The sequence below is a fragment of the Bacillus massilinigeriensis genome (genome assembly GCF_900117315.1).
Taxonomy (GTDB): Bacteria; Bacillota; Bacilli; order Bacillales; family Cytobacillaceae; genus Bacillus_BE; species Bacillus_BE massilionigeriensis.
Genome location: NZ_LT630337.1, coordinates 1,506,659 through 1,530,085, shown reverse-complemented (window position 1 = coordinate 1,530,085; position 23,427 = coordinate 1,506,659). Strand labels below are relative to the sequence as shown.

Annotated in this window: 30 protein-coding genes; 20 read left to right on the top strand and 10 right to left on the bottom strand. The window is 34.0% G+C overall.

The window, feature by feature from the left end; genetic code table 11:
- Positions 1-197 precede the first annotated feature (197 nt).
- Positions 198-1,235, top strand: coding sequence for a YkvI family membrane protein (locus tag BQ6100_RS07695; RefSeq protein ID WP_075981119.1), 1,038 nt, complete (start codon positions 198-200; stop codon positions 1,233-1,235).
- 1 nt (position 1,236) lies between these two features.
- Here the strand turns inward: BQ6100_RS07695 and BQ6100_RS07690 are convergent, their stop codons facing one another.
- Positions 1,237-1,848: a CPBP family intramembrane glutamic endopeptidase gene (locus BQ6100_RS07690; protein WP_075981118.1), complete on the bottom strand. Its 612-nt coding sequence runs from the start codon at positions 1,846-1,848 to the stop codon at positions 1,237-1,239.
- A 264-nt stretch (positions 1,849-2,112) separates the two neighbouring features.
- On the opposite strand from BQ6100_RS07690, the gene BQ6100_RS21680 reads away from it, so the two are divergent.
- A complete protein-coding gene (locus BQ6100_RS21680) occupies positions 2,113-2,241 on the top strand; it encodes a DUF6254 family protein (protein WP_222705719.1) in 129 nt (42 codons plus the stop codon).
- Between the two features lie 97 nt (positions 2,242-2,338).
- Here the strand turns inward: BQ6100_RS21680 and BQ6100_RS07685 are convergent, their stop codons facing one another.
- The gene (locus BQ6100_RS07685) at positions 2,339-2,530 is read right to left on the bottom strand and encodes a YkvS family protein (RefSeq protein WP_075981117.1); all 192 of its coding nucleotides are present in this window, start codon (positions 2,528-2,530) and stop codon (positions 2,339-2,341) included.
- A 240-nt stretch (positions 2,531-2,770) separates the two neighbouring features.
- On the opposite strand from BQ6100_RS07685, the gene BQ6100_RS07680 reads away from it, so the two are divergent.
- Together BQ6100_RS07680 and BQ6100_RS07675 are read left to right on the top strand one after the other, a co-directional pair.
- Positions 2,771-2,965, top strand: a complete 195-nt coding sequence (locus BQ6100_RS07680) for a hypothetical protein (RefSeq protein WP_075981116.1) — start codon at positions 2,771-2,773, stop codon at positions 2,963-2,965.
- A gap of 271 nt (positions 2,966-3,236) precedes the next feature.
- Positions 3,237-3,836, top strand: a complete 600-nt coding sequence (locus BQ6100_RS07675; protein ID WP_075981115.1) for a cell wall hydrolase — start codon at positions 3,237-3,239, stop codon at positions 3,834-3,836.
- Between the two features lie 92 nt (positions 3,837-3,928).
- Here the strand turns inward: BQ6100_RS07675 and BQ6100_RS07670 are convergent, their stop codons facing one another.
- Complete coding sequence (locus BQ6100_RS07670) at positions 3,929-4,567, bottom strand: TetR/AcrR family transcriptional regulator (protein WP_075981114.1); 639 nt, start codon at positions 4,565-4,567, stop codon at positions 3,929-3,931.
- Positions 4,568-4,783: 216 nt separating this feature from the next.
- A complete protein-coding gene (locus tag BQ6100_RS07665) occupies positions 4,784-5,158 on the bottom strand; it encodes a PilZ domain-containing protein (RefSeq protein WP_075981113.1) in 375 nt (124 codons plus the stop codon).
- Positions 5,159-5,685: 527 nt separating this feature from the next.
- Here BQ6100_RS07665 and BQ6100_RS07660 point away from each other — a divergent pair.
- The 8 genes from BQ6100_RS07660 (at position 5,686) to BQ6100_RS07625 (ending at position 11,826) form a co-directional block, all read left to right on the top strand.
- Entirely contained in the window at positions 5,686-5,952 is a 267-nt protein-coding gene (locus BQ6100_RS07660) for a phosphocarrier protein HPr (RefSeq protein ID WP_075981112.1), read from the top strand.
- A complete protein-coding gene (gene ptsP / locus BQ6100_RS07655) occupies positions 5,952-7,670 on the top strand; it encodes a phosphoenolpyruvate--protein phosphotransferase (protein ID WP_075981111.1) in 1,719 nt (572 codons plus the stop codon). The genes BQ6100_RS07660 and ptsP overlap by 1 nt, the downstream gene beginning before the upstream one ends.
- Positions 7,671-7,889: 219 nt before the next feature.
- A complete protein-coding gene (locus tag BQ6100_RS07650) occupies positions 7,890-8,600 on the top strand; it encodes an ABC transporter ATP-binding protein (protein ID WP_075981110.1) in 711 nt (236 codons plus the stop codon).
- The gene (locus BQ6100_RS07645) at positions 8,594-9,352 is read left to right on the top strand and encodes an ABC transporter permease (protein ID WP_075981109.1); all 759 of its coding nucleotides are present in this window, start codon (positions 8,594-8,596) and stop codon (positions 9,350-9,352) included. The genes BQ6100_RS07650 and BQ6100_RS07645 overlap by 7 nt, the downstream gene beginning before the upstream one ends.
- Before the next feature lie 73 nt (positions 9,353-9,425).
- On the top strand, positions 9,426-9,962 hold the full coding sequence (locus BQ6100_RS07640) for a PadR family transcriptional regulator (RefSeq protein WP_075981108.1): 537 nt from the start codon (positions 9,426-9,428) through the stop codon (positions 9,960-9,962).
- Positions 9,963-10,147: 185 nt separating this feature from the next.
- Positions 10,148-10,606 carry a hypothetical protein gene (locus BQ6100_RS07635; protein ID WP_075981107.1) on the top strand — a complete coding sequence of 153 codons (459 nt, stop codon included), beginning with the start codon at positions 10,148-10,150 and terminating at the stop codon, positions 10,604-10,606.
- A gap of 68 nt (positions 10,607-10,674) precedes the next feature.
- Positions 10,675-11,550 carry an NAD(P)-dependent oxidoreductase gene (locus BQ6100_RS07630; RefSeq protein WP_075981106.1) on the top strand — a complete coding sequence of 292 codons (876 nt, stop codon included), beginning with the start codon at positions 10,675-10,677 and terminating at the stop codon, positions 11,548-11,550.
- Between the two features lie 96 nt (positions 11,551-11,646).
- Positions 11,647-11,826, top strand: a complete 180-nt coding sequence (locus tag BQ6100_RS07625; protein ID WP_075981105.1) for a hypothetical protein — start codon at positions 11,647-11,649, stop codon at positions 11,824-11,826.
- A 33-nt stretch (positions 11,827-11,859) separates the two neighbouring features.
- On the opposite strand, the gene BQ6100_RS07620 is transcribed toward BQ6100_RS07625, so the two are convergent.
- Positions 11,860-13,008 carry an aminotransferase A gene (locus BQ6100_RS07620; RefSeq protein ID WP_075981104.1) on the bottom strand — a complete coding sequence of 383 codons (1,149 nt, stop codon included), beginning with the start codon at positions 13,006-13,008 and terminating at the stop codon, positions 11,860-11,862.
- 199 nt (positions 13,009-13,207) lie between these two features.
- On the opposite strand from BQ6100_RS07620, the gene corA reads away from it, so the two are divergent.
- From corA to BQ6100_RS07605, 3 genes are all read left to right on the top strand, one after another.
- Positions 13,208-14,206: a magnesium/cobalt transporter CorA gene (gene corA / locus BQ6100_RS07615; protein ID WP_075981103.1), complete on the top strand. Its 999-nt coding sequence runs from the start codon at positions 13,208-13,210 to the stop codon at positions 14,204-14,206.
- A 124-nt stretch (positions 14,207-14,330) separates the two neighbouring features.
- On the top strand, positions 14,331-14,801 hold the full coding sequence (locus BQ6100_RS07610) for a DinB family protein (RefSeq protein WP_075981102.1): 471 nt from the start codon (positions 14,331-14,333) through the stop codon (positions 14,799-14,801).
- Positions 14,802-14,914: 113 nt separating this feature from the next.
- On the top strand, positions 14,915-15,820 hold the full coding sequence (locus BQ6100_RS07605; protein WP_075981101.1) for a chemotaxis protein: 906 nt from the start codon (positions 14,915-14,917) through the stop codon (positions 15,818-15,820).
- A 72-nt stretch (positions 15,821-15,892) separates the two neighbouring features.
- On the opposite strand, the gene BQ6100_RS07600 is transcribed toward BQ6100_RS07605, so the two are convergent.
- From BQ6100_RS07600 to BQ6100_RS07590, 3 genes are all read right to left on the bottom strand, one after another.
- Positions 15,893-16,363 carry a YkyB family protein gene (locus BQ6100_RS07600; protein WP_075981100.1) on the bottom strand — a complete coding sequence of 157 codons (471 nt, stop codon included), beginning with the start codon at positions 16,361-16,363 and terminating at the stop codon, positions 15,893-15,895.
- 160 nt (positions 16,364-16,523) lie between these two features.
- Entirely contained in the window at positions 16,524-17,366 is an 843-nt protein-coding gene (locus BQ6100_RS07595; protein WP_235816499.1) for a metallophosphoesterase, read from the bottom strand.
- Between the two features lie 244 nt (positions 17,367-17,610).
- Positions 17,611-18,438: a C39 family peptidase gene (locus BQ6100_RS07590; RefSeq protein ID WP_075981098.1), complete on the bottom strand. Its 828-nt coding sequence runs from the start codon at positions 18,436-18,438 to the stop codon at positions 17,611-17,613.
- 187 nt (positions 18,439-18,625) lie between these two features.
- Here BQ6100_RS07590 and BQ6100_RS07585 point away from each other — a divergent pair, with 187 nt between their 5' ends.
- The 3 genes from BQ6100_RS07585 to BQ6100_RS07575 all read left to right on the top strand — a co-directional run bounded on the left by BQ6100_RS07585 (position 18,626) and on the right by BQ6100_RS07575 (position 20,873).
- A complete protein-coding gene (locus tag BQ6100_RS07585; protein ID WP_075981097.1) occupies positions 18,626-19,843 on the top strand; it encodes an EAL domain-containing protein in 1,218 nt (405 codons plus the stop codon).
- 86 nt (positions 19,844-19,929) lie between these two features.
- Complete coding sequence (locus tag BQ6100_RS07580; RefSeq protein ID WP_075981096.1) at positions 19,930-20,169, top strand: hypothetical protein; 240 nt, start codon at positions 19,930-19,932, stop codon at positions 20,167-20,169.
- Between the two features lie 191 nt (positions 20,170-20,360).
- Positions 20,361-20,873 carry a DUF3993 domain-containing protein gene (locus tag BQ6100_RS07575; protein ID WP_075981095.1) on the top strand — a complete coding sequence of 171 codons (513 nt, stop codon included), beginning with the start codon at positions 20,361-20,363 and terminating at the stop codon, positions 20,871-20,873.
- 55 nt (positions 20,874-20,928) lie between these two features.
- On the opposite strand, the gene BQ6100_RS07570 is transcribed toward BQ6100_RS07575, so the two are convergent.
- Both BQ6100_RS07570 and BQ6100_RS07565 read right to left on the bottom strand, forming a co-directional pair.
- Complete coding sequence (locus tag BQ6100_RS07570) at positions 20,929-21,168, bottom strand: glutaredoxin domain-containing protein (RefSeq protein ID WP_075981094.1); 240 nt, start codon at positions 21,166-21,168, stop codon at positions 20,929-20,931.
- 53 nt (positions 21,169-21,221) lie between these two features.
- A complete protein-coding gene (locus BQ6100_RS07565; protein ID WP_075981093.1) occupies positions 21,222-22,181 on the bottom strand; it encodes an MBL fold metallo-hydrolase in 960 nt (319 codons plus the stop codon).
- A gap of 184 nt (positions 22,182-22,365) precedes the next feature.
- Here BQ6100_RS07565 and BQ6100_RS07560 point away from each other — a divergent pair, with 184 nt between their 5' ends.
- A complete protein-coding gene (locus BQ6100_RS07560; RefSeq protein WP_075981092.1) occupies positions 22,366-22,602 on the top strand; it encodes a YkuJ family protein in 237 nt (78 codons plus the stop codon).
- A 297-nt stretch (positions 22,603-22,899) separates the two neighbouring features.
- Positions 22,900-23,352, top strand: coding sequence for a cyclic-di-AMP-binding protein CbpB (gene cbpB / locus BQ6100_RS07555; RefSeq protein ID WP_075981091.1), 453 nt, complete (start codon positions 22,900-22,902; stop codon positions 23,350-23,352).
- Positions 23,353-23,427 lie beyond the last annotated feature (75 nt).

The following is a 23,427-nucleotide window of genomic DNA, read 5'->3' as shown; positions in this document are numbered from 1 at the left end:
TGTTTTCCTCCTTTATTTAATAAGTTAAAGGTGTTTTGACTTTGACTATATTTGACCTTCCTTGATTCATATTATACTTTGACCTTTTTTGACTTTCAAGTATTTTGATTAACATTTTTGTTCCACCTTGTTATGAAAAAAAGCTCGTCTTACTTGAGTTTCTCTTTCATATATTGAAAGGGAAGGAGGAGATTCCGGTGAAGACGAATTGGGGTGCGGCCTTTCAAATTGCAGCGGTATATGTGGGTACCGTTGTGGGTGCTGGGTTTGCCACCGGTAAAGAGATTGTCGAGTTTTTCTCGAGATTTGGTTTTATTGGTTTATTAGGAATTTTAATGAGTGGATATATTTTAACCTTTTTAGGTTCAAAGCTAATGAGAATATCAGCTAGTATCGGTGCAAATTCATATCAAGAGTTTAACATTTATCTTTTTGGGAGTTTTTTTGGACCAATCATTAATATCATCATGCTTTTTATGCTTTTGGGTGTAACAGCAGTCATGCTCTCAGGAGCTGGTGCGATTTTTGAAGAACAGATTGGTTTACCAAAAACGACAGGAATTATTGTTACTTTAGCTTTATCCTTTATTGTAATGATTGTTGGTATTAAGGGGTTATTTGCGGTTAATACAGTTGTTGTTCCGATGATGGTTATGTTTAGTTTTCTACTTATGCTGCTCTCCTTTTCAATACCTGGATTTCTAGAGCAGCAATTAGTCATTCCACAAGTGGAGGATGGTTGGAAATCAGTAATTGCTCCGTTTTCCTACACAGCATTCAATTTGGGACTAGCACAAGCAGTACTAGTCCCAGTTGCAGCTGAAATAAAGGATGATCAAACGGTCAAATGGGGAGGAAGATTAGGAGGAATACTCCTTACTATTATTTTAATTTCAAGCCATACGACTCTCGTCATGCTACCAAATCTCGAATTGTATGAAATACCGATGGCCGTTATCATAAAAAAATTAGCCGAAGGGCTTTACTGGCTCTTTATTTTTGTTATTTACGGTGAAGTATTCACATCGGTGATTGGCAATATCTTTGGATTAGAAAGACAAATTCATTCGATTTATCCATTACGTAGTATTATTACGTTCTCACTCATTTATCTCATTACCTATTTGATAAGCCTGATTAAATATGGGACTTTGTTAGCTCACCTTTACCCAATCTTTGGTTATATCAGTATCATTTTTATTATTCTATTGTGGATTAAACCATTAAAAAATTGACCTAATAGAATGGGAAAAGGATAAAAAGTAAAAGGTCAAATATTAAATGGGATACAATAACAAGCGGGACGCTTTTCTTCCATGTATAGAGCATGCTCCAAAGAATGCCAGAGATCATTGCTGCAAGTGGAAGAATAAGTGTTCCAGAATAAAATTGTACTGATGTGTATAAAAGAACGGAAAGGATAACGGTTGTCGGGAAGTTCAAATATTTTGATAATCTTCTTTGAACAAATCCTCTCCAAAAGATTTCTTCTCCAGGAATAATGATTAATACAAGTACAATGTAATGCCAGGCCACCTTTGGTGAATATGTATCATATAAAGTTTCAATTTGAGATTGAAGGGGCAAATGCAACCAATGAATAAGCGCATTACCAACCCAGAAAACAGCAAAAAGAATAACTCCAGAAATCAATCCAATGATTAATGCATAAAAAAACGGGGCTTCCTTATCTAATTCATCCCTAAAAGTAGAGTAGCTTATCAAAAATAGCATGGACGCTGTGAAAAGATACCAAAAAACAACAGTAGTTTGAAACGTCAATAGGATTAATAGATGCGCCATTAACAATCCTACAATTAAGCGCAAATCCAATGCGCATCTTTTCATAAGGAAAACCCCTTTCTTACAAACAACATTATTGTAGCAAAAAATGTTGAAAAGAAAAATGTGGATTATACCTTGTTCAATGAACTGTCCTTAATATATCCAATATTTCATATCGATATGATTTAATCAAAAGAAAACTGTGAGAATGAATTCGTAATAAAGATAAGCAAAATGGTTCAAGCTAAAATCGTGTCTCATTACTCAATAATAAGATAACGAGTAAAAAAACATAGTATTTGATTAATAAGAAGGTGAGGGTATTATATGACTAAATCACAGAGGGAACAGGAAAGGGAATGGACGGTTAGGAAGCAAGATCAGCATCCACATGGTAAGGTAAAATCATTAAAGGAATTATCAAAGGAAACAAGGACAAATAAAGAGGATTTATAAAAATAGAGGAATATATAAGGGGTCTTACTCTTTTTATTCAATGGTTATTCTCAAAGTAATGAGAAAGCGAATACAGTTTTGAGTAGACCCCTTTCATTCATGATTGAGTCGCTTCTTTTATGACTTTATAGTTTTTATGGTTTACAACTGTTCTTTGGTCTAACTCAAGGTCTCGATAATTATCCATGTAAGTTAAGTCAACAATAACAGAGTTCTCGTTAACCTTTTCGACGATCCCTTTGAGTCCTTCTCTAAATTCAATTACATCTCCAACTCCGGCTTTCTTCAAATGTCTCTCTCCTTTTCCTTCCAGTTTCTATCTTTAATAACAGTTTGACTACTTTCCTCAAATTTGTAAAGAACTTTGTGAAAATCTTAGCCTTACGATTACTAAATTAAGATTGAATAAAGATTAGAATATAAACAATTACGTTATTTTATAATCCTATCGTCCTATTTGTGTCGGCTTTATGGTAAATATTAATTAGACGGAATTTCATAACGAAATAGAGAGAAGAGGGTGTTTTTAATGAAAGAAGACTTAGTTAATGAGGTGCTTGAAAAGCTTAAGAATGGGGAGATATCCGAATACTATGTGAAGAAAGAGGAATTTCTAGAATTTAGAAAAACTTTAGTAAAGCGTTCAGACTTTAAACATTTTCGTGGGGTAGCAAAGCGGGGCGGAGATGTCATTTATCAGTATTTACAGGAGCCAAGGAGCTAATTGTATAGTTTCTTCACGGAAAAGATATGAGTTGTTCGTTGTTACAAATTCGATACATATTGTAAAATATTGACCATATCCAACCACTAAAGGAATTTTTTCTGTAAACTCATATAAAGGGATTTTATTTCCAAGAATTTATTAAAGCTATAATACATATATGCTCAACGTACATAAAGGGATGTATCCATTTATTGGTTAATGCTTATTACTGTTACAATTGTTAGCCTAGTAGTAGAGCAACAAACGAAAACTACTAGGAGGTTCCAAAATGAAAAAACTTAAAAAGATTGTCATCGCAGCTGGACTAATCCTATCCATGTCATCATTCACTTTTGCAAATAAATCGGAAGCAGCAACAACACACAAGGTACAATATGGTGAGACGTATTGGAAAATTGCAACAAAATATGGTGTTCCTATTAATAACTTATTGAAAGTAAATAACACGAACAGTACAGCTTTATATGCTGGTCAAAATATAGTAATCCCTAATTCTACAATTTCTGCTACAGATAAGGATCTACTTGCACGTTTAGTTCGCGCTGAGGCAGAAGGGGAACCTTATGCTGGGAAGGTAGCAGTGGCAACAGTTATTTTAAATAGAGTGAAGCACCCAGATTTCCCTTCAACAGTACGTAACGTGATATATCAAATTGATTCCGGCTACTATGCTTTTACTCCCGTTCAAAATGGATCGATTAACAAACCTGCGGATGCTATATCTAAAAAAGCAGTAAATGAGGCAATTGCCTTTAGTGGAAAAGGAAATGGTTCATTATATTTCTATAATCCAAAAACGGCCAAAAGTGATTGGATTTTATCAAAAAAAGTAACATTAACGATAGGTAATCATCGCTTTGCGAAGTAAGATAACAAAGAGACTGACCCCAAAAGTCGTAATAAACGACTTTTCGTGGTCAGTCTTTTTTTAATCAAATGGAGTATGTCATTTGAATTTTTTCAAGACTTTATTTGATCACCGAAAAATCCTCTCCAAAATACATTTAATATACTATCCACCGCGTCATTCAGACTAGTGAAAATTTGGGAGTCCTCGGATAATTCAATATTTCCAACACGGACGAGAGAGAGATAGGCTTTAGTCGCAAATTTGACGTTTATTTCAGGGATTTCTCCTGCTTCCACTGCTTCAAGTAAACCGAGTTCTATCCCTTCGTAAATCTGTTCTTCTACCTGTTTCATATAATCAATTTGTTCATGTGATAGCATTTTCTTAACTTCCCTAGAAAAGCTATCAAGATTATGGGGTGTTGTTGATCTTAAATGAGCTTCCGTTACATCATAAAGTCGTTCATATAAAGGCTTATTCGAGCTCATCAATCTTTCAACCTGCTCTTTAATTCGCCTCATTAAAGAAACAATAGCTTCCTTATATAATTCAGATTTTGATTCAAAATAGTAATAGATGGTTGCCTTCGTTACATTTGCTTCACTTGCCACATGATCAATTGAAACCTGTTGAAACCCACTTTCAAGAAAGAGGCTTGCAGCTTTTTGTAAAATGAGCTCATCTGTAGGCATTGGTTTTTCTTTTGTTCTCGGTCTTCCCAACGGTTTAGAATTTGAATGATGACTCATAACAGCAGCCTCCCAGAGCATTTCTATCAAAAATAAAATACTTTATTAATTTAATTAACTAACCAGTATATATGATTAATATATCATACATTCTGCTGAATATTAGATGCATTCGTATGTAGAATAGCCGTTCTGGTATAAAACGTTACTGAATGTAAGAAAGGAGGTGCCCGAAATTTACCAATGGGACACCTCCTTTTTCAGTTAATCTAACAGTTATTTTATATGTATGCTTTTTCTTGAAAATTCCTTAAGTTCCTCTACTATTTCAATTTTTGTTTCTTGATCTTCAATACCCTGTAAACCATAGATGAAATGTGGGCCTGCTTCTCTTTTCCAAATGGGGGTTCCAAGAATCCTTATCACCTTATCATTTAATATAAAAGAAACCTCAAGCAATAATTTCTTTTTATCAAAAGGTAAAACAAGCTTTGTTGAGAACTTTAACCCATTTGGACTTAAGTCTAAAATTTCGGCTGTTGCCATTTTTGGTTCATTTAGGCGTTCTCCGTTAATACTTAATATTTTAAATTGACCTAGAATCGGCTTTTTAAATTGAAAACGAAAGGGTTCGTCTCTTCTGTATATCATTTAGAATCACCTGAATTAGAAAAATATTTCCATACTTCTATAAAAAATCATAGCTTTTAAACGAATGATTATCAAGTAAAATAAAGAAATATTCTGTTTTTGCATAAATTAACCATTTCTTAATAAAGAATAATAAATTAAAGCAAAAATAATATTATATAAAGAAACGAAAAAAATGTTAATATTTAGAAGTTTCAAAAAAATAAATCCATGGAGACATTTTTGACAAATGTAAGCGCTTTTTATGAAAGAACTTAAAAAATCCTTAAAAAATTCATTGCCCAAATCCTGCTGGGATGCTATTCTTTTTTAGTAATGTAGGTTGTCTGATGACTTAAACATAGGATTGAAAATACTATTTCATTTTTACATACATGTTTCAATCTACGGGTGGAAAAAATAACAAAAAGTCAGAAAGCAATAGTTATTGTAGAATAACTATTGCAAAAAGACGTATTCTAAGTTATTAGACAGACATTGATACATTTTAAAATCATTTTGGAAATATGAAAGGAGATTTCATTAATATGGCTCAAAAATCATTTAAAGTTATTGCTGAAACAGGTATTCATGCTCGACCTGCAACACTACTAGTACAAGCTGCAAGTAAGTTTAATTCTGATATTAATCTTGAATATAAAGGTAAAAAAGTAAACTTAAAATCCATCATGGGTGTTATGTCTTTAGGTGTTGGTAAGGGTGCAGATATTACAATTTCTGCTGAAGGCAGTGATGAAGCGGCTGCTCTTAAAGGTTTAGAAGAAACAATGAAAAAAGAAGGTTTAGCAGAATAATGAGTTTTTTGAATGGTATTGCTGCTTCTAGCGGAATTGCAATTGCAAAGGCTTATCGTTTAGTAGAGCCTGACCTTTCTTTTGAGAAAAAGTCAGTGGAGAATACAGCTAAAGAAGTTGAACGTTTTCAAGCTGCTTTAAACCAATCGAAGTCTGAATTAGAAGCAATTAAAGAAAAAGCACTAGTGGACTTAGGTGCAGATAAGGCTGCTATTTTCGAAGCACATTTGCTTGTCCTAAGTGATCCCGAATTAATAACACCTATTGAAGATAAAATTAAAACTGATAGTGTAAATGCTGAATTCGCTCTTAAAGAAACGGCTGATATGTTTGTTTCCATGTTTGAAACTATGGACAATGAATATATGAAAGAGCGTGCTGCGGATATTCGTGATGTAACAAAAAGGGTTTTATCTCATTTATTAGGAATTCAAATTGTTAATCCAAGCATGATTTCCGAAGAAACGATTATCGTAGCAGGAGATTTAACACCTTCTGATACAGCCCAATTAAATCGCCAATATGTAAAGGGCTTTACAACTGATATTGGTGGTCGAACATCCCATTCAGCAATTATGGCTCGTTCATTAGAAATCCCTGCTGTAGTAGGGACAAAAACAGCTACTCAAGAAATTAAAAATGGTGATTTAGTTATTGTTGATGGACTAAAAGGAGAGGTACATATTAACCCTTCACCTGAGGTCATCAAGCAATACGAAAATGAACATGCTGCATATGAAGCACAAAAAGCAGAATGGGCAAAATTAGTAAATGAAAAAACAGTCTCTGCTGATGGACATCATGTGGAATTAGCTGCAAACATCGGTACACCAAAAGACTTAAAAGGAGTCTTAAATAATGGTGGTGAGGCAGTTGGTCTATATAGAACTGAATTCCTTTATATGGGGAGAGACCAGTTGCCAACAGAAGATGAGCAATTTGAATCCTATAAGGCTGTGCTAGAAGAAATGAACGGCAAACCTGTTGTTGTTCGAACTCTTGATATCGGTGGAGATAAAGAGCTTCCATATTTGGATTTACCAAAAGAAATGAATCCTTTCTTAGGCTTCCGTGCCATTCGCCTATGCTTGGAGCAACAAGATATTTTTAGAACTCAACTAAAAGCATTGTTAAGAGCAAGCATTTACGGGAACTTAAGAATTATGTTCCCGATGATTGCAACGATTGATGAATTCCGCTCTGCAAAAGCAGTCCTTGAAGAAGAAAAGGAAAAACTTATTCAACAAGGAACTCAAGTTTCAGAAAATATCCAAGTTGGTATTATGGTCGAAATTCCATCTACAGCAGTAATTGCTGATTTATTCGCAAAAGAAGTGGATTTCTTCAGTATTGGTACAAATGACTTAATCCAATATACAATGGCGGCTGACCGTATGAATGAGCGCGTTTCCTATTTATATCAGCCATATAACCCGTCTATTTTAAGACTTGTTAAGAGGGTTATAGATGCTGCTCATAAAGAAGGAAAATGGGCTGGAATGTGTGGAGAAATGGCAGGAGATGAAACAGCCATTCCACTACTCTTAGGATTAGGGTTAGATGAATTCTCAATGAGCGCAACTTCTATATTAAAAGCTCGCTCTTTAATTAAAGGCTTAAATAAAGCTGACATGGAAAAATTAGCAGAAAAGGCACTCAATATGAGTACAATGGCAGAAATTGTAGATGCCGTTAAATCTGCTGTTAATTACAAATAAATAGTAGCTTCTAATTTATTGTGAAGGATCAATGTATTTTCACAAAAAACATTTCTGAGATGTCTCATTATGAGACATCTCTTTTTTTGTCTAATAATGTCGAGTGATTTTTATATTTATACTGTTTACATTTTCCAGAAATTCATGTAAGATGTATTCAAAGGTAATTACTCAACATTGAGTATACAAGTTTGTTTTAATGATTGAAGGAGGATGAACATGTATTATATTCAAGCAAATCAAATTCAAAAAAGTTATGGTTCAAGGAAAGTTGTTAAGGGAATAGACCTTAAGATTGGATACAACGAAATTCTTGCTGTAATTGGACCAAATGGGGCAGGAAAATCAACAACTTTAGAGATAATTGTTGGATTAAGGAAGGCAGATTCAGGAGAGCTAAGCTATTGGAGGAACAGTTATAAATCTCTAATTGGGGTACAGCTTCAATCCGTCCCATTCTTCCCAGGATTAACGGCTTTAGAGAACTTGAAGCTATTTGCTGCTTTTTATAAAAAAAGGTTATCTACAAAAGAAACGGAGAAGGTCATGCAAAAATGTGGATTAGGGGATTGTAGCCATACAGAGGCTTCAAAGTTATCTGGTGGACAACAGAAGAGATTAGCAATAGCTACTGCAATCGTTCATCACCCTGAGTTAATCTTCTTGGATGAACCAACAGCTGCGCTTGATCCGCGCTCTCGATTGGATATTCATAAGCTAATTACAGGGCTACATGAGGAGGGAAAAACGGTTGTATTTACATCCCATGATATGGATGAGGTTCTTAAATTAGCCACAAGGATTATCATGATAGATAACGGAAATCTAATCGCAGAAGGTGAACCAAGTGCATTGTGTAGAGAGCATAATGTCAAAGATTTAGAAGACTTATATTTAAAATTAACTACTAAGGAGGAATTAATATGTTAACGATAATTTTTCGTTCAATGCTAGTGACGTCATTAAGGGATCGAATTACCCTCTTTTATTCTTTAGCCTTTCCATTAGTTATCATGATAGGATTAGGATTATACTTTGATGAAGGTGAGATGCCAGTAAGAATTGTAACAGGTGTCACGGCTATCAGTACAATCTTTTGGGGGATGCAAGGAATTGCATTTCAAGTTCATTTTCAAAGAAATAAAGGGGTTTACAAACTATTAAGGCTGACTCCGATGCCAACTATTTCTTTCATTATCATTATGATATTAGCAAGAACATTTATTGGAATTATGCTAAATATCATGGTTTGGTTTATAGGGATGTTCTTTCTTCAAATTGATTTTGGTTTTCTTACCTTTGCTGCGACTTTATTATTAGTTGTGATAGGCACTCTTTGTTTTACAAGTATTGGTTTTTTCATTGCGAATATGGCTAATAATGAAGGGCAAATTAACATGTTTTCAAATTTACTTCAAATTCCAATGATTTTTATGAGTGAAGCCTTTTATTCTCTTAATTCAGCCCCGGATTGGGTTGCAACAGTAGGAAAACTATTCCCATTTGAATATTATGTGTTGGGCTTAAGAGGAATCGTAAATGGGGATGAAAATACACTATTACTCGGAGTAATGGTTCCGATAATCTACATGTTTGTGGCATTGATTCTCTCAGCTCTTACTTTTAAATGGGAAGGCAATAATATGAGAATAGGAAATAAAAGGGGAAAAATAGCATCCTAAAAAATTTACTCATTTTTACATTTATGCTACAATAATAGTCAAGGCTGAATACTTTTTGTTGGAGAGATAATAAATGACAAGATTAATGGTTTTAGGTTTGCTAAAGAAAAAATCTATGTCCGGATATGAAATACAACAAATATTACAACTAAGCGAAGTAGATCGCTGGGCTGGTATACTTCCAGGCTCCATTTATCACGCCTTAAAAAAAATGGAAAAGGAAGGTCTTGTCGAAGTTGAGACGATGGAACAAACTGGACATCGAATTAAGGCTATCTATAGAATAACTGAAGAGGGTATAGAAGAATATCGACAATTGTTAAAGGAATCACTAGAAATCTCATCTATCCATTTACCTAGCACCCTTTATACAGGATTAAGCTTTGTTCAAGATCTACCTAAAGATGTAGTGATAGAGGCATTATTAAAACAAAAAGATTACTTAATTCATGAGTTAGAGAGGCAAAAACAAGGAATAGAGGTGAAGAGAAAGCATATTCCAATTGATGAAATATCAGAGTTAACCTTTCAAAACATGTATAAACAGTATGAAATTCAAATTGAAATGCTTGAATCATTGGTTGAACTATATGAAAAACAAAAGGGCTAAATTTATTTTAGCCTTTTTCATTTTGAAAAAAATTATAATAATTCGATAATTTGAAGCGATATCCTTTAGAGTTTGAAAAAACTTATGTATAATAATCTCATCTTTACATAGAGGTAGGAAAAATAGTAAATGGTGTTTAGTGGAAATTAAAATAGGATATGGTAACAATGAAGGAGGAATGAGATTTGTTAAATCTATTAAAACTTCTTTTCATTGTTATTATCATTCTGTCTCTCAACAGTTGTGGTCAGCAACAGAGGGAATCGGTCATTAATAATCATTCTGAAGTAATCCTGACAAAAAATAATGAGCTACAATTTCGCTTCAAGCTTAATGAACAAACCTTAGGCAGTGTATCCATGTACAAGCTTAAAATATCTATTCACAATAAAAAATTGGCTTCAGCCTTGGGTAGTGATGAGATTATTTATGGTGAGGATGTTGTTTTTGATGGAGAATATGTCGAGGTGAAACAGGATAAGCAAAATGTGATCATAATGGACCCAATCCCTCTGAAGAAGGATTTACATACTTTTGAATTAGAGAGACTAATTGAAGGCGAGCATGCTATCACGGTACAGATTTATAATAATCAAAGAATATTAGCAAACGCACCATTAACCAATTTTTCTGCTAAATTATAAAAAATATTATAAACCTTTTATTTGTTTAATGAAATAACAGATAGAAGAATGGAGAGGGGAATTTCAACGTGTTAACTAAAGATAATACTGTTATTGGATTTATTGGAACAGGTGTAATGGGAAAAAGCATGGCAGGCCATTTGTTAAAAGCAGGATTTCCAATAGTTGTCTACACAAGAACAAAGGAAAAGGCTATTGAATTGCTAGAAAAAGGAGCGGAATGGGTAAGCTCTCCAAAGGAGATGGCCCAAAAAGCAAATGTGATTATTACAATTGTAGGATACCCTTATGACGTGGAAGAAGTATATTTAGGTGAAAATGGACTTGTTCCAAACGGTAAGGAGCATACTTATCTCATAGACATGACCACTTCAACTCCATCACTTGCCATCAAGATATTTGAGGAAGCAAAGAAAAAAGGCATTCATGCAATTGATGCACCTGTATCAGGTGGAGATATTGGAGCAAAAGAAGCACGTCTTTCCATCATGGTTGGAGGAACCAAGGAGGATTTTGATGCTGTCTACCCGATTTTTCAAGTATTGGGTACAAATATTATTTATCAAGGAAAGTCCGGGGCTGGTCAACATACAAAAATGTGTAATCAAATAGCTATTGCATCGAATATGATTGGTGTTTGTGAAGCCATCGCTTATGCAGAAAAGGCAGGTTTAGATCCAGAAAATGTGCTAAAAAGCATCTCTTCAGGGGCCGCAGGTAGTTGGTCATTATCCAATTTAGGACCAAGAATGGTTAAAGGAGATTTTGACCCAGGCTTTTATATTAAGCATATGATTAAAGACATGGATATTGCTTTAGGAGAAGCAAAAACAATGGGAATGGATACACCTGGATTAGCACTTTCTCGGAAATTATATGGTGAACTCGCTGATCAGGGAGAAGAAAACAACGGGACACAAGCCTTATATAAATATTATAAGTGAAAAATAATACCTAAAAAGGATAAGAAACCACTGAATAGAATAGGGGCCATCTCTGGCAAAATACTAAGGAAATCATGAGAGAGGTGGTAAGGCCTTATGGCTAAAAGAACGAAGAAAAATGATCCACAGCAAAAGAATAAAAAAGGATTTGATTCCGCTGTCATAAATGAAGAATTTGCCCATGAAATGGGAAGTGCGGATACAAATAAAATCCATCATGACAAGGCAAAAAAGGTTAAAATGGCAAAAAATAATGGGAAGTATAAGGGACAATAATAAAGATACAAAATGAGGCTAAGCAATTTAGCCTCATTTTTGCTTTAAATATCTTTCGATTCGATCTAGACCAATTTCTAGTGTTTCCATTGAACAAGCAAAAGAAAGACGAAAGTATCCTTCACCTAAAGGAGAAAAGGAGCTTCCTGGAACAACCGCGACTCCGGCCTTTTTCACTAAATCTAAGCAAAAATCAAAAGAAGGAATCGTAGAATCCGGCTGTTTAATGAAGAAATAAAAGGCACCGTCCGGTTTAACGACATCAAGTCCCATACCAATTAATCTGTTATAAACATATTCTCTTCGTTTGATATATTCGATTTTCATTATTTCCGCATCATTCATACCTACTGTTAAAGCCTCAATGGCAGCCATCTGTGAAATGGAGGTTGCGCAGGTTACATTGTATTGGTGTACCTTTAACATCTCTTTAGACACATATTTTGGAGCAAAGACGAAACCAATTCTCCACCCAGTCATGGAGTGTGATTTAGATAGACCATTAATGACAATCGTTTTTTCTCTTAGCATGGTCCCGATTGAAATATGTGGTTTATCATAAACGAGTTCACTATAAATTTCATCCGCAAGAATAAATATTTCTTTATCCTTTATCAATAGGGCAATATCCTTTAATTCTTCCTTTGTAAGACTCACTCCAGTCGGATTAGATGGATATGGTAAAACAATGCATCGAGTTTTATCCGTAATGTATTTTTCGATAATCTCAGCCGTAAAGCGAAATTGATTCTCTCTTATATCAGCGTGAACTGGGACAGCTCCACATAATCGTATAATTGGCTCGTAACCTGGGTAAACTGGTCCAGGTAGAATTACCTCAGATCCTTCTTCCAGGATGGTTCTAAATGTTATATCAATTGCTTCACTTGCTCCAGCTGTTACAATAACCTCAGTTTCAGAATCATATGTAAGACCGTATTTTTGGTGTACAAAATTGGCGGCAGCTTTTCTTAATGCTATGTCACCTGCATTGTGAGTATAGGATGTAATATTTTGATCAATAGCTCTTTTACCTGCTTCCTTCACATGCTCTGGAGTTGGGAAATCTGGTTGACCTATAGTAAATGAAATCATATCTTCCGTTCCTGCAACCATATTGAAAAATTTTCGGATCCCTGATATTTCTATCTCTTTAACCCTTTTGTTTATTAAGTTCTCCAAAGTAATTGCCCTCCTTTTTCTAGTATTATTCTAACATGTATTAATCATGAAAAAAGGTAATAGTTCATCAATCCCTTTCAAATGTTAATATTTAGTTGTCTTTTTATCAAAAAAAGAGTAAGTTGGGGAAAAGATAGTTATGATGCTGAAAGCATTCTGTGTATGGATAATAAACAATTCGTGAAATCTGGTGTTTAATATGATTCGAACAACGGTTATAAAAGGCGATAATGAAGTCCTATTCAACGTTCCAATGAAGGAACGACATCATCCTGATATTAAATGGTTTTGGGTCGACTTTAATGTCCCAACAGAAGAGGAATCGAGGCTCCTTGAAAAAGTTTTTAAATTTCACCCATTATCTGTAGAGGATTGTCTTGATGAATTCAGTCAAAGACCAAAGGTGGATTTTTTTGAGAAATATATGTTTTTTATTGTTCATGCTATTCATCAAGAAACATTAAATGCTACAGAAATAGATGTGTTTGTTAGCGACCAATATATTATCACCTTTCATCAAACACCTGTTAGAGAATTAAATAACTTATGGGAAAGAGTTCGGAAGGATGAAAAATTGAGGGAATCCCCTTTTCTTATTCTTCATGCCATTATTGATAAATTAGTCGATGATTACTATCCCCCAGTTTATCAAATAGAAGATGAGTTAAATTCTATAGAGGAAAACTCAAAGGATGAGACAATCAATGAATTGATGGAATATTTATTTGAGGTTCGAACGGAATTGTCAAGTCTAAGGAGGACTATTCTTCCAATGAGAGATTTAATCTACCGAATAATCCATTCTGAAAGGATGAGTAATTTGAGTGAACATAAAGTTTATTTTCATGATGTTCACGATCATTTGCTTAAGCTTTCTGAGTTGCTAGAATCCTATCGTGAATTTTCGGCTGACATTAGGGATAATTATTTATCCTTCAATTCAAATTCGATGAATACGATTATGATGACACTAACTGTCATTACAACAATATTTATGCCATTGACTTTTATTGCTGGCATTTATGGCATGAACTTCCATAACATGCCGGAGCTTGAATGGAAATATGGCTATTTTCTAATTTTGGGATTAATGGGTCTGATTGCAATCATTATGGTTTGGATTTTTAAAATCAAGGGTTGGTTTGGTTTAGGGAGAAGGTATTCAAAGAGGAAACATCATCATATCAAAATGAAATGAATATAATTAGACTGCGGAAAATGGTTATCTGACAGTCTTTTTTTGTTGTTAAAAATACGCTCATAAAAAAGGTGATTATTCCTATATGTGGAATTATAAAGGAGGAGGAATAGGAGGATGAAATATGCTGAAACAAGAAATAATAAATCATTATCATGAGATGAACGAATGGCTTCAGACATTGAAGAAAATCAATGAAACTCAGTGGCAAATGCCTATTGGGGAAGGAAAGTGGTCAGTGGCGGCTGTCATTACTCATTTGCTATTTTGGGATAGGTATTCCTTGAAGGAACGTTTTCCGTTATTTCTCGAAGGTGCCAAGTTGGAAGGTTTTCCTGATTATCAAATCATTAATGATTCTGCAAAGGAATATGCAGAGGGTAGTGGAATGAAGGATGATATTATTGAAGAGCTTCTTAAAATTCGATTGGAATTCATCAACCTAATTGAAAAATATACTGAAGCCGACTTGGATATCTCCTTTACCATTGGTAAGCATCCATTAACCATTCGCGATTATTTCAGGGATTTTGTCGAACATGATTTACATCATCTGAAACAAATTGAAGTTGTTTTGCTCTTATCAAGTAATTAAAGTAAATCACGAGTCACAATATTTTACGTTTTTAGCAAAAAAATGGTTTAAGGTAAAATATCCATTCATGATATAGTATTAATATATTATTTTTAGGAAGGGCGAAACAGGGAATGGATAATAAAAAAGGTATTCTATTAGAAAGTGGTACCAATGAGTTAGAGATCGTCGAATTTGGAATTGGCACTAATAAATTTGGCATAAATGTTATTAAAGTAAAAGAGATAATTAATCCTGTTACGATTACTCAAGTACCGCATGCACATAAAAATGTAGAAGGAATCATTGAATTAAGAGGTGAAGTATTACCGATAGTAAATGTCGCTACTGCATTAGGTTTCCCTCCTTCTGATCATCCAGAGCAAGATAAGTTCATCGTTGCTGAATTTAACAAGCAGAAGATTGTTTTCCATGTTCATAGTGTAACTCAAATACATAGAATTTCATGGGATCAAATTGAGAAGCCTTCAGAAATGTATCAAGGACCAGAAAGTCAAATCATCGGTGTCATTAAACTAAACGGAGAAATGATTCTTTTATTAGATTTCGAAAAAATTGTTGTTGAAATAAATCCTGAATCAGGTATCAATATACAGCAAGTACAAAAGCTGGGGACTCGTGAGCGGTCTAACAAAAGGCTTGTGGTCGCTGAGGACTCTCCATTATTAAGAAAACTACTACATGACACTTTAGCTGAAGCTGGTTATCATAATGTGGAGTTTTTTGAAAATGGACGTGATGCATTAAATTACTTGGAAAATATTTCGGAAACTGGAAAGGATGTTACCTCCCAGGTCCAATTGATCATCACTGATATTGAAATGCCACAAATGGATGGACATCATTTAACAAAGAGGGTAAAGGATAATCCAAATCTAGCCCCAATCCCGGTCATTATCTTCTCATCCTTAATTACGGATGATCTGAAACATAAGGGACAAATGGTTGGAGCCGAAGCTCAGGTAAGTAAACCGGATATTGCAGAGCTTGTATTGCTAATTGATCAACATGTATTATAGAATAATGGAGATTTGAAAAAGGCATATCAAAAAAGAAGCTAACAAATTGTTAAGCTTCTTTTTTTGATTATCTTAAAAATAGCTTTCTCCAAGCTTTTTAAATACGGGCTTATGATAATTTGGTTTGTTTTTAGTAGGGGTGTTAAAATTACTTTCTTTAAATCCGGTATAAGAAATCAGAAGCTTCTTGGCTTGACTTAAGGATAGTTTGGATTTTGGGTTCCGAACGTACTGATCCAGTTTGCCTAAGTGGGGTAAAGAGTCAAAATCATTTTTTGAGGGTGGAAGATGAAATGAATACTCCCCGCATACAATTAATACATCTGACTGTTGTTGGCTATACTTAGGATTAGCAGAAAAGTGTAATCCAACTTTTTTCGCCTTACCTTCTATTAAAAGCTTTTGTAATGCTTGATGTTTTAGCTTATATAAGTATTTCGGGTTTGGAGCAGTCTTTGCATGACGGTTCACGATGAAGATTGCTTGAGAGAGGTTTTCTGTTGTCGGTTTTAAACAAGAGGGCTTGGAACTGTCCTGGTTCAATTTGGAGACTCCTTTCAGTCCATTGATTTATTTTTTTGCTATTATTATACTCCTTTTTTTAAAAAGTTAAAAGGTTATGATAGAAAACGCTGTAAAATTCTTTGTCTTTAAGAAGTCTTCCTCATCAAGTTTCTCTCACCTGATGGGGAAGATTCCTTTATCATTGCGTATTTTTTAGAGAAAATACGGTTATTTCAGGCTTAGACATAAAACGAAAAGGCAATCTTGTTGTTCCTAAACCACGATTTACATAAAGAGTTAGAGGGTTATCTTGACCAATAGTATAATATCCTTCTTTGTATTTTTCGCCATAAGGAGGAGTAACAAGGGCTCCAAAAAATGGGATTTTGATTTGACCTCCATGACTATGACCGCTTATTTGAAGGTTGACTCCAAAAGGATGTGCTTGGTCTGCAAGGTCAGGTGCGTGGGACAACAGGATTGTATAGGTATTTTCTGGAACATTTTGTAAGGCTGTTTTGATATCTGGTTTTCCTAGCATAGCATCATCAATTCCCACAATATAAATGCTACTTTTATTTAAAGTTTGAATTTTTTGTGCATCATTTAGGAGAATAGTGAACTCTGATTTATTCATAATCTCTTTATAAATATTTGATCCATAGCCACCATGATCATGATTCCCATATACAGCAAATTTTCCAAAGGGTGCTTCCAACTGTTTTAATAAGGGAATAATACTTGCTGGATTTCCATATTGATTTGGAGCATCCATTAAGTCACCGGTAAACAAAATGAGGTCGGGTTTTAATGAGTTTATACGATTGACTACTTTTTGTAATTGAGTAAGGTCATATTGAAATCCTAAATGGGTATCGCTAAATTGAACGATTTTAAATCCTTCGAATTCTTTAGGGATTTTGGTATGCTTTATGTTAACTTTATTGATTTCTAGTAAATTGGGTTCGATCTTATTGGCATAGTAATATCCACCTACGCTAATTCCCACTATCGAGAGAAAGGAGGCAAGCATCTTTTTCATAAAAGATCTTCTATTCATTTTCTTCTTCGGCATATAATCTACCAACCTATCTTACATTTGTACCTACTAATACTAACAAACAAAGAATTGGAATTGAAGGATTTTCGACAATCTTTTTTGACTATCTAAAGAACAAGGGGATTGTAACAAAGTAAAACTCTATATGTATGACCAATAAAGGGTATTTATATAAATAAAAATGAGTCAAATTCTCTAAAAGAAATTTGACTCAAAACAAATGATTTTAATGGTAGCTAACTGCTCTACTTTTTAAGGCCTTCCAGGAGGATATAAATCTACTTTTTGATACACGAACTTGTTTTCTTCCTGAGAGTGGATCATTAAGGTACACAGATGTTGGATCATAGCCTACTAAAACAACCGCATGCAAATCAAGTGGGGTTTTAATATACTGATTTCCATGAATCCACCCTTCCCAACGATCAGGTAAGCGATAATCCCCAGTTGTCCAAACAACCGCAGGATAGCCCTTTGAAACATGGTCTAGTACCTCATCAAAGCTCCTATTTGTGAGGTTCACTGCTCTTTTTGGCAGGAATTCATTTACAAGATTGACAATAGGTTGATCGAAAACAGCATATCCTGCTTGTCGTCCTGTCATATCTCCAACAAAACCTTCAGCTGGATTTCCCCATCTTAATATATCGCCATTTTTTGCTCGAACTAATTGATCAGGATCTTTTTTTACTCTACGATATAGCTCCATTTTGTCTGTCTTTACACCGGCATATTTCAGAACCATGCTTAAGGACGTTACCTCACAGCCGTATTTTAGTTCTGGATTTTGCTTAACTAATGGAACATTTAATAAAACATGACTTTTTCTAGCTGATGCTACTATAGATTTTGACTTATCTGAATTTGTATTCTGTTTGTCTTCCAACATAGCATCATTCTTGCTTTTGATTGTTTGTGGTTGGGTTTTACCCGAAATATTGACTTGATTCTCTAATTGACTCTTATTAGAATTGGCCTGTTTTTGTTTGAAATCATCATGATAATCGCAACCAAGTAAAGGAAAAAGGGCGAAAAGAATAGAAAGTCTCTTCATTTATGAACCCTCTTTCTCATTTACTCCTTTTTATTATCACAAAAGATGTGATCCTATATGTGAGTAACATATTGCCACTGTTTGGTGTGAATTTTCAGAAATATAATGATATAATTCATTATAATTTCACTGTGGAGTGTTAACATGCTATTCTGAATAATAGCAACGAGAGAGGAGGATTTCATTTTTGGATGCTTTAGATATACTTACGAATTTGGAACATGTGGTGCCTTTTTTTCAACCAATTTTTAGCGCTGATGAGCACAGAATTATCGGTTATGAAATTTTAGGTAGAATTCGGACTGAATCTGGATATGAAAGCCTTGGTCCTTTTTTTCTTGATGAAAATATTCCTGATGAGTATCGTCTGGAAGTAGATAACATCGTATTAACAAAAGCATTAGAAAGAGCGATTATACTTGATGATGATGTCTTGTTATTTATAAATAGAGATGCTGAATTATTAATGATTGATGATGGGGAACATTTATTAGATATTCTTCGCGATTATGAGCATAAGGGTATTTCACTTGAAAGAATCGTTTTAGAGATTACAGAACGCAACTTTACCGGGGACTATGAGCATTTATGCCACCTTCTTAATTATTACAGAACCTACGGGATAAAAATTGCCATAGATAAATTAGGGGAGGATAGCAGCCAGTTAGATCAAATTGGTCAAATTTCTCCTAACATTTTAAAAATCAACCTTATGGAATTGCGCTCCATGAATTCAACATCTACTTTTCAGGATATACTCTATTCTTTATCGATTTTGGCCCGTAAAATTGGGGCGACATTACTATTTGAAAACATTGAATCCGTCTATCAACTTCAATTTGCATGGAAGCATGGTGGTCGTTATTATCAAGGATATTATTTGCATAAACCAGATGGCACCTTTGTTAATCGAGATATATTGAAAAGTAAACTAAAGGTTGAATTTCATCAATTTATTATGTATGAAAAGAAAAAAATAGAAGCTCTCTTCTCAATTACAGATCGTTTTCAAAAGAGAATCCATTCACTCCTTTTGAAAAACAAAAATTTCGAGGATTATGAAGTTTTATTAAAGAATCTGGCAAAAGAAATGAATAATATTGCCTTTAGAATATATATATGTGATGAAGATGGGTTTCAACGATCCCCAAATATCCTAAAAAGGGATGAGGAATGGGTGATCCAGAATGAGTACATGCAAAAAAACTGGAGCTGGCGCCCATACTTCCTGGAGAACATTTTTAAAATGAAGAGTGAAAAGAAGGGGATTTTGTCTGATCTTTATATTGATATTGAAACAGGTGATACGATTCGTACCTTTTCCTATCCACTAAGTCCAAAGGAATATTTGTTTATTGATATCACCTATGAGTTTCTTTATGAAAATGAGGAATTGCTTTATTAAACAAATTTGAATACACCATCTAAGAATAAATGTATTCCTTTTTAGGAATTCTATTAATAGCTAATTCCTAAAGGAGAAAGAAAATCATGAGTATGTACACAATGATTTTATTATTAGTTAGTTTAGGAATATTGTTATTTTCTCTAATCTATACGATGCTAATTATGAAGGAGCAGAAGGCAATCAAAGGGAATCTTGATTCACAAGTCTCTCAGCAAGTACAGGATCATGCTTATATTCGAAATCCTATCTTCTTGGCATATGCAATTTTTTTTGCCTTACTGATTTTAACTATTGTCTTTGTTATGCTAACTGTCAATTACTAAGGTCTCATGTTTCTATTGAGGCCTTTTTTTTTCGCTTTTCTTTTATAAAAATCTTGTCATATCTAGTAGGTTTTAGAGAGGTAAAGTCAATTTATGCCTATATTTTTCGAACGATTACGTCCAAATGTTGGAATATATGTTGGTAAAATATTTAGTAGGAGAGGTAAATTGATGAAAAAGGGAGAAAAAATGTGAGGCTATTATTAAAACTTATCATTGTTGCCAGTGTTATGTTTATTTTTCCAGGGGCAGATAAAGCAGAGGGGGACATCGATTCGAGAGAAAAGGTTATGAAGCTTCTAGAAGACGCATATCTTGCGCAGGTTTCCTTAAATGAAAAACCAAGAAGTATGAAAGAAATAAAGCAAATCTTATCTCCATATTTTACTGAAGGTTATATGAAGCTTTTTCTTAAGGAAAATTTGGTATCAGAGAAAGGGAAATATTTGACCTATGGTTCAGATTTTGCACCATATTATGTTCCATTTTTTGCATTCACAAATAGAACGAAGGTGGTCATTGAAGAAAAAAGGAGCTATGTCTTTGAATATTTTCCAGATAGTGATGTTGGACCAGTGACTTATCCAAGTCATTATGAAGGATTATTATTTAAGAAGATTTCAGGAAAATGGAAAATTTCCAATTATTTGTACGACACCATACCAAAACGTGTGATAGAGAAAGCAAAACGATCCGTAAATTAAATATACGAATGAAGGAGCTCCCATTTAATCAGAGCTCCTTTCATTTATTCAATGATTATTCAATATTCAGGGCTTCCTTTATTTTTTCTTGGTCAAATCCAATAATGATGACATCATCATTAATGACAAAGGTAGGAGTGGAGAAGGAATGATATTTATGAATTAATTCATTTCGAGCTTCCTTATCCTTTTTTATATCTTTAACTATATAGGGAATTCCGGAGTCTTCAAAATATCTTTTTGCATACTCACAGGGTGGACAATCTGGTTGGCTATATAGAACTAATTTTGACATTTTCTACCTCCCTTATTGATCCTATTTGAACTTAGAGTATTTGGTGAATCGATTCAAAGCTTTTGCATCTGCTTTAGTAAGTAATCGATAAGCCCCATCGTACATACCTTAATATCTAATGCAATAATTTCAAATGCTTGATGATCCTCTGCAACTCCTTTATCATATAACTGTTCTTTTATTAATGCTAGTATTCTTTCCGTTGTTAGACTCATCTTTTCCTCAAGGCTTTTTCCTTCTTGAATCGCTTTTTGTCCAACGTCAAGGAAAACCTGAAGCCATGTTTCAACCTGTTTGTATACCTCATTAGGATTTGAAGATAAACCGAAATGACCGAAGAAAATGTATTGAAGATTTTTACTCTTAAATAGCTGAATGGATTGCAGCATCTTTACAGGGTTAAATTGGTTAGGTGAGGTACTCGGTAAATATAACTCGATTCCATCCTGTTCGAGCTCAGGATAGGATACTCCCACAGTGTCTCCAGTGAACATTCCATTTAGGCGGGAGTGATGAATACTGAAATGATGATTGGCATGCCCCGGAGTATCAAAAAAGGTTAATGTACAATCATCACCAATAATTAACACATCTTGATCATCTTTTATTTCTAACCGATTTTCTGGGATAGGCAAAATAGGTTGGAATAATCGATCAAAATCATTACCATATACGGCTTTTGCTCCTTCGATTAAGCGGGATGGGTCAATTAAATGTCTGTAACCTTTTGGGTGAACAATTACTGTAGCATTTGGACAATGCTCTAGAAAAAGTCCTGCACCCCCTGCATGGTCAAGATGAATATGGGTGACGATTATATACTTAATTTCTTCAGGTTTTAATCCAAGGGATTCTAAGCCCCTTAAAATGTAAGGTACACTCGGGCTAGCGGAGGTTTCGATGATGGTTAATTCTTTTTCGGTTAGTACATATGTACCTGTTCGATTTTCTTGACCTAGATCAAAATCATCAATTAAATAAAGATTTTCAGCTAAATGTGCAGGCTTTTTCAAAAAAATCTCCCCTTTTTTCAGCTTTTACTTGTACAAATACATGTGATTATTTTATTCTGTTAATATTGGCATGTAAAGTAAAATGGTAAAAAATTCTGAATTTAATCTATATGGATAGAAACATGTCAAAAGAGAAACCTATTTATATACAGAGTTAGGTTTTGTTTTTGAAAGGAGAGGAACTATGTCACAGCTTCAAGGAATTATTTCTCGTTTAAAAAATTTACAAGAACAGTCTGTTGGCGGAGAAGCCACAGGGCGTTTTTTTGAGGTCAATGGTGAAAGAAAATGTCAGGTGACGTATCACCCAAAGACGGAGACATTTGAATTAGAGGTATACCACGATAAGGAAAAGCCAAAAAGATATCAATTTGATAATATTGATATGATTACGATTGAAATTTTTGATTTAATTCAATAATGAAAAAGGAAGGAGCCCTAGTGGTTCCTTTTATTTTTGAAAATAATCTGTGCATACTATTAATGAGGTGAAAATAATGATGCCGACAGTGAAATGTCCAAAATGTTTTTTCGAGTCAGATATGGATCATGTGTTAACAGCTCAGTCGAATCAAAACGTGATTTTTCATTGCCCAAAATGTCAATATGAATTAAGAAATATTCAAACAAGTAAAGGATAGGGTATAAGAGGAGCAACAGGCATGAATCTGTGATAAAATAGAATAGATCGTAAACCAATTAGAGGAGTTTTCGGCCTATGTATAGTCTTCACAGTGGGGAATTTTTGAAAAAAAATATTAGAGGTTTTATGATATCTTCTGAACGTGTAGCCCATGTTCAAATAGGTAATAACCTAGAGCATGCCTTATTAGTACTTACTAAAAGTGGGTATAGTGCGATTCCTGTATTAGATCCTTTTTATAAATTACATGGATTAATAAGTACTCCAATTATTATGGATTCGATTTTGGGTATTGAGCGTATAGAATTTGAAAAATTAGATTGTAGACGTGTAGAAGAGGTAATGAATCGGAAAATACCAAGACTTAACATTTCGGCAACTGTAGAGGAAAGTCTTAACTACCTCGTTGATCATCCTTTTCTATGCATAGAAACAGATGATGGCATCTTTGAAGGTATACTTACAAGAAGAACGATTTTAGATCAATTAAATCAATATGTACACTATTCAAATGAACGAGGAAAATAGGCTCAAGTTTATAGGGCCTATTTTTTTCTTTTTTTACCATTAACATTAAAATTCAATCTTCATTTGAGATATAAT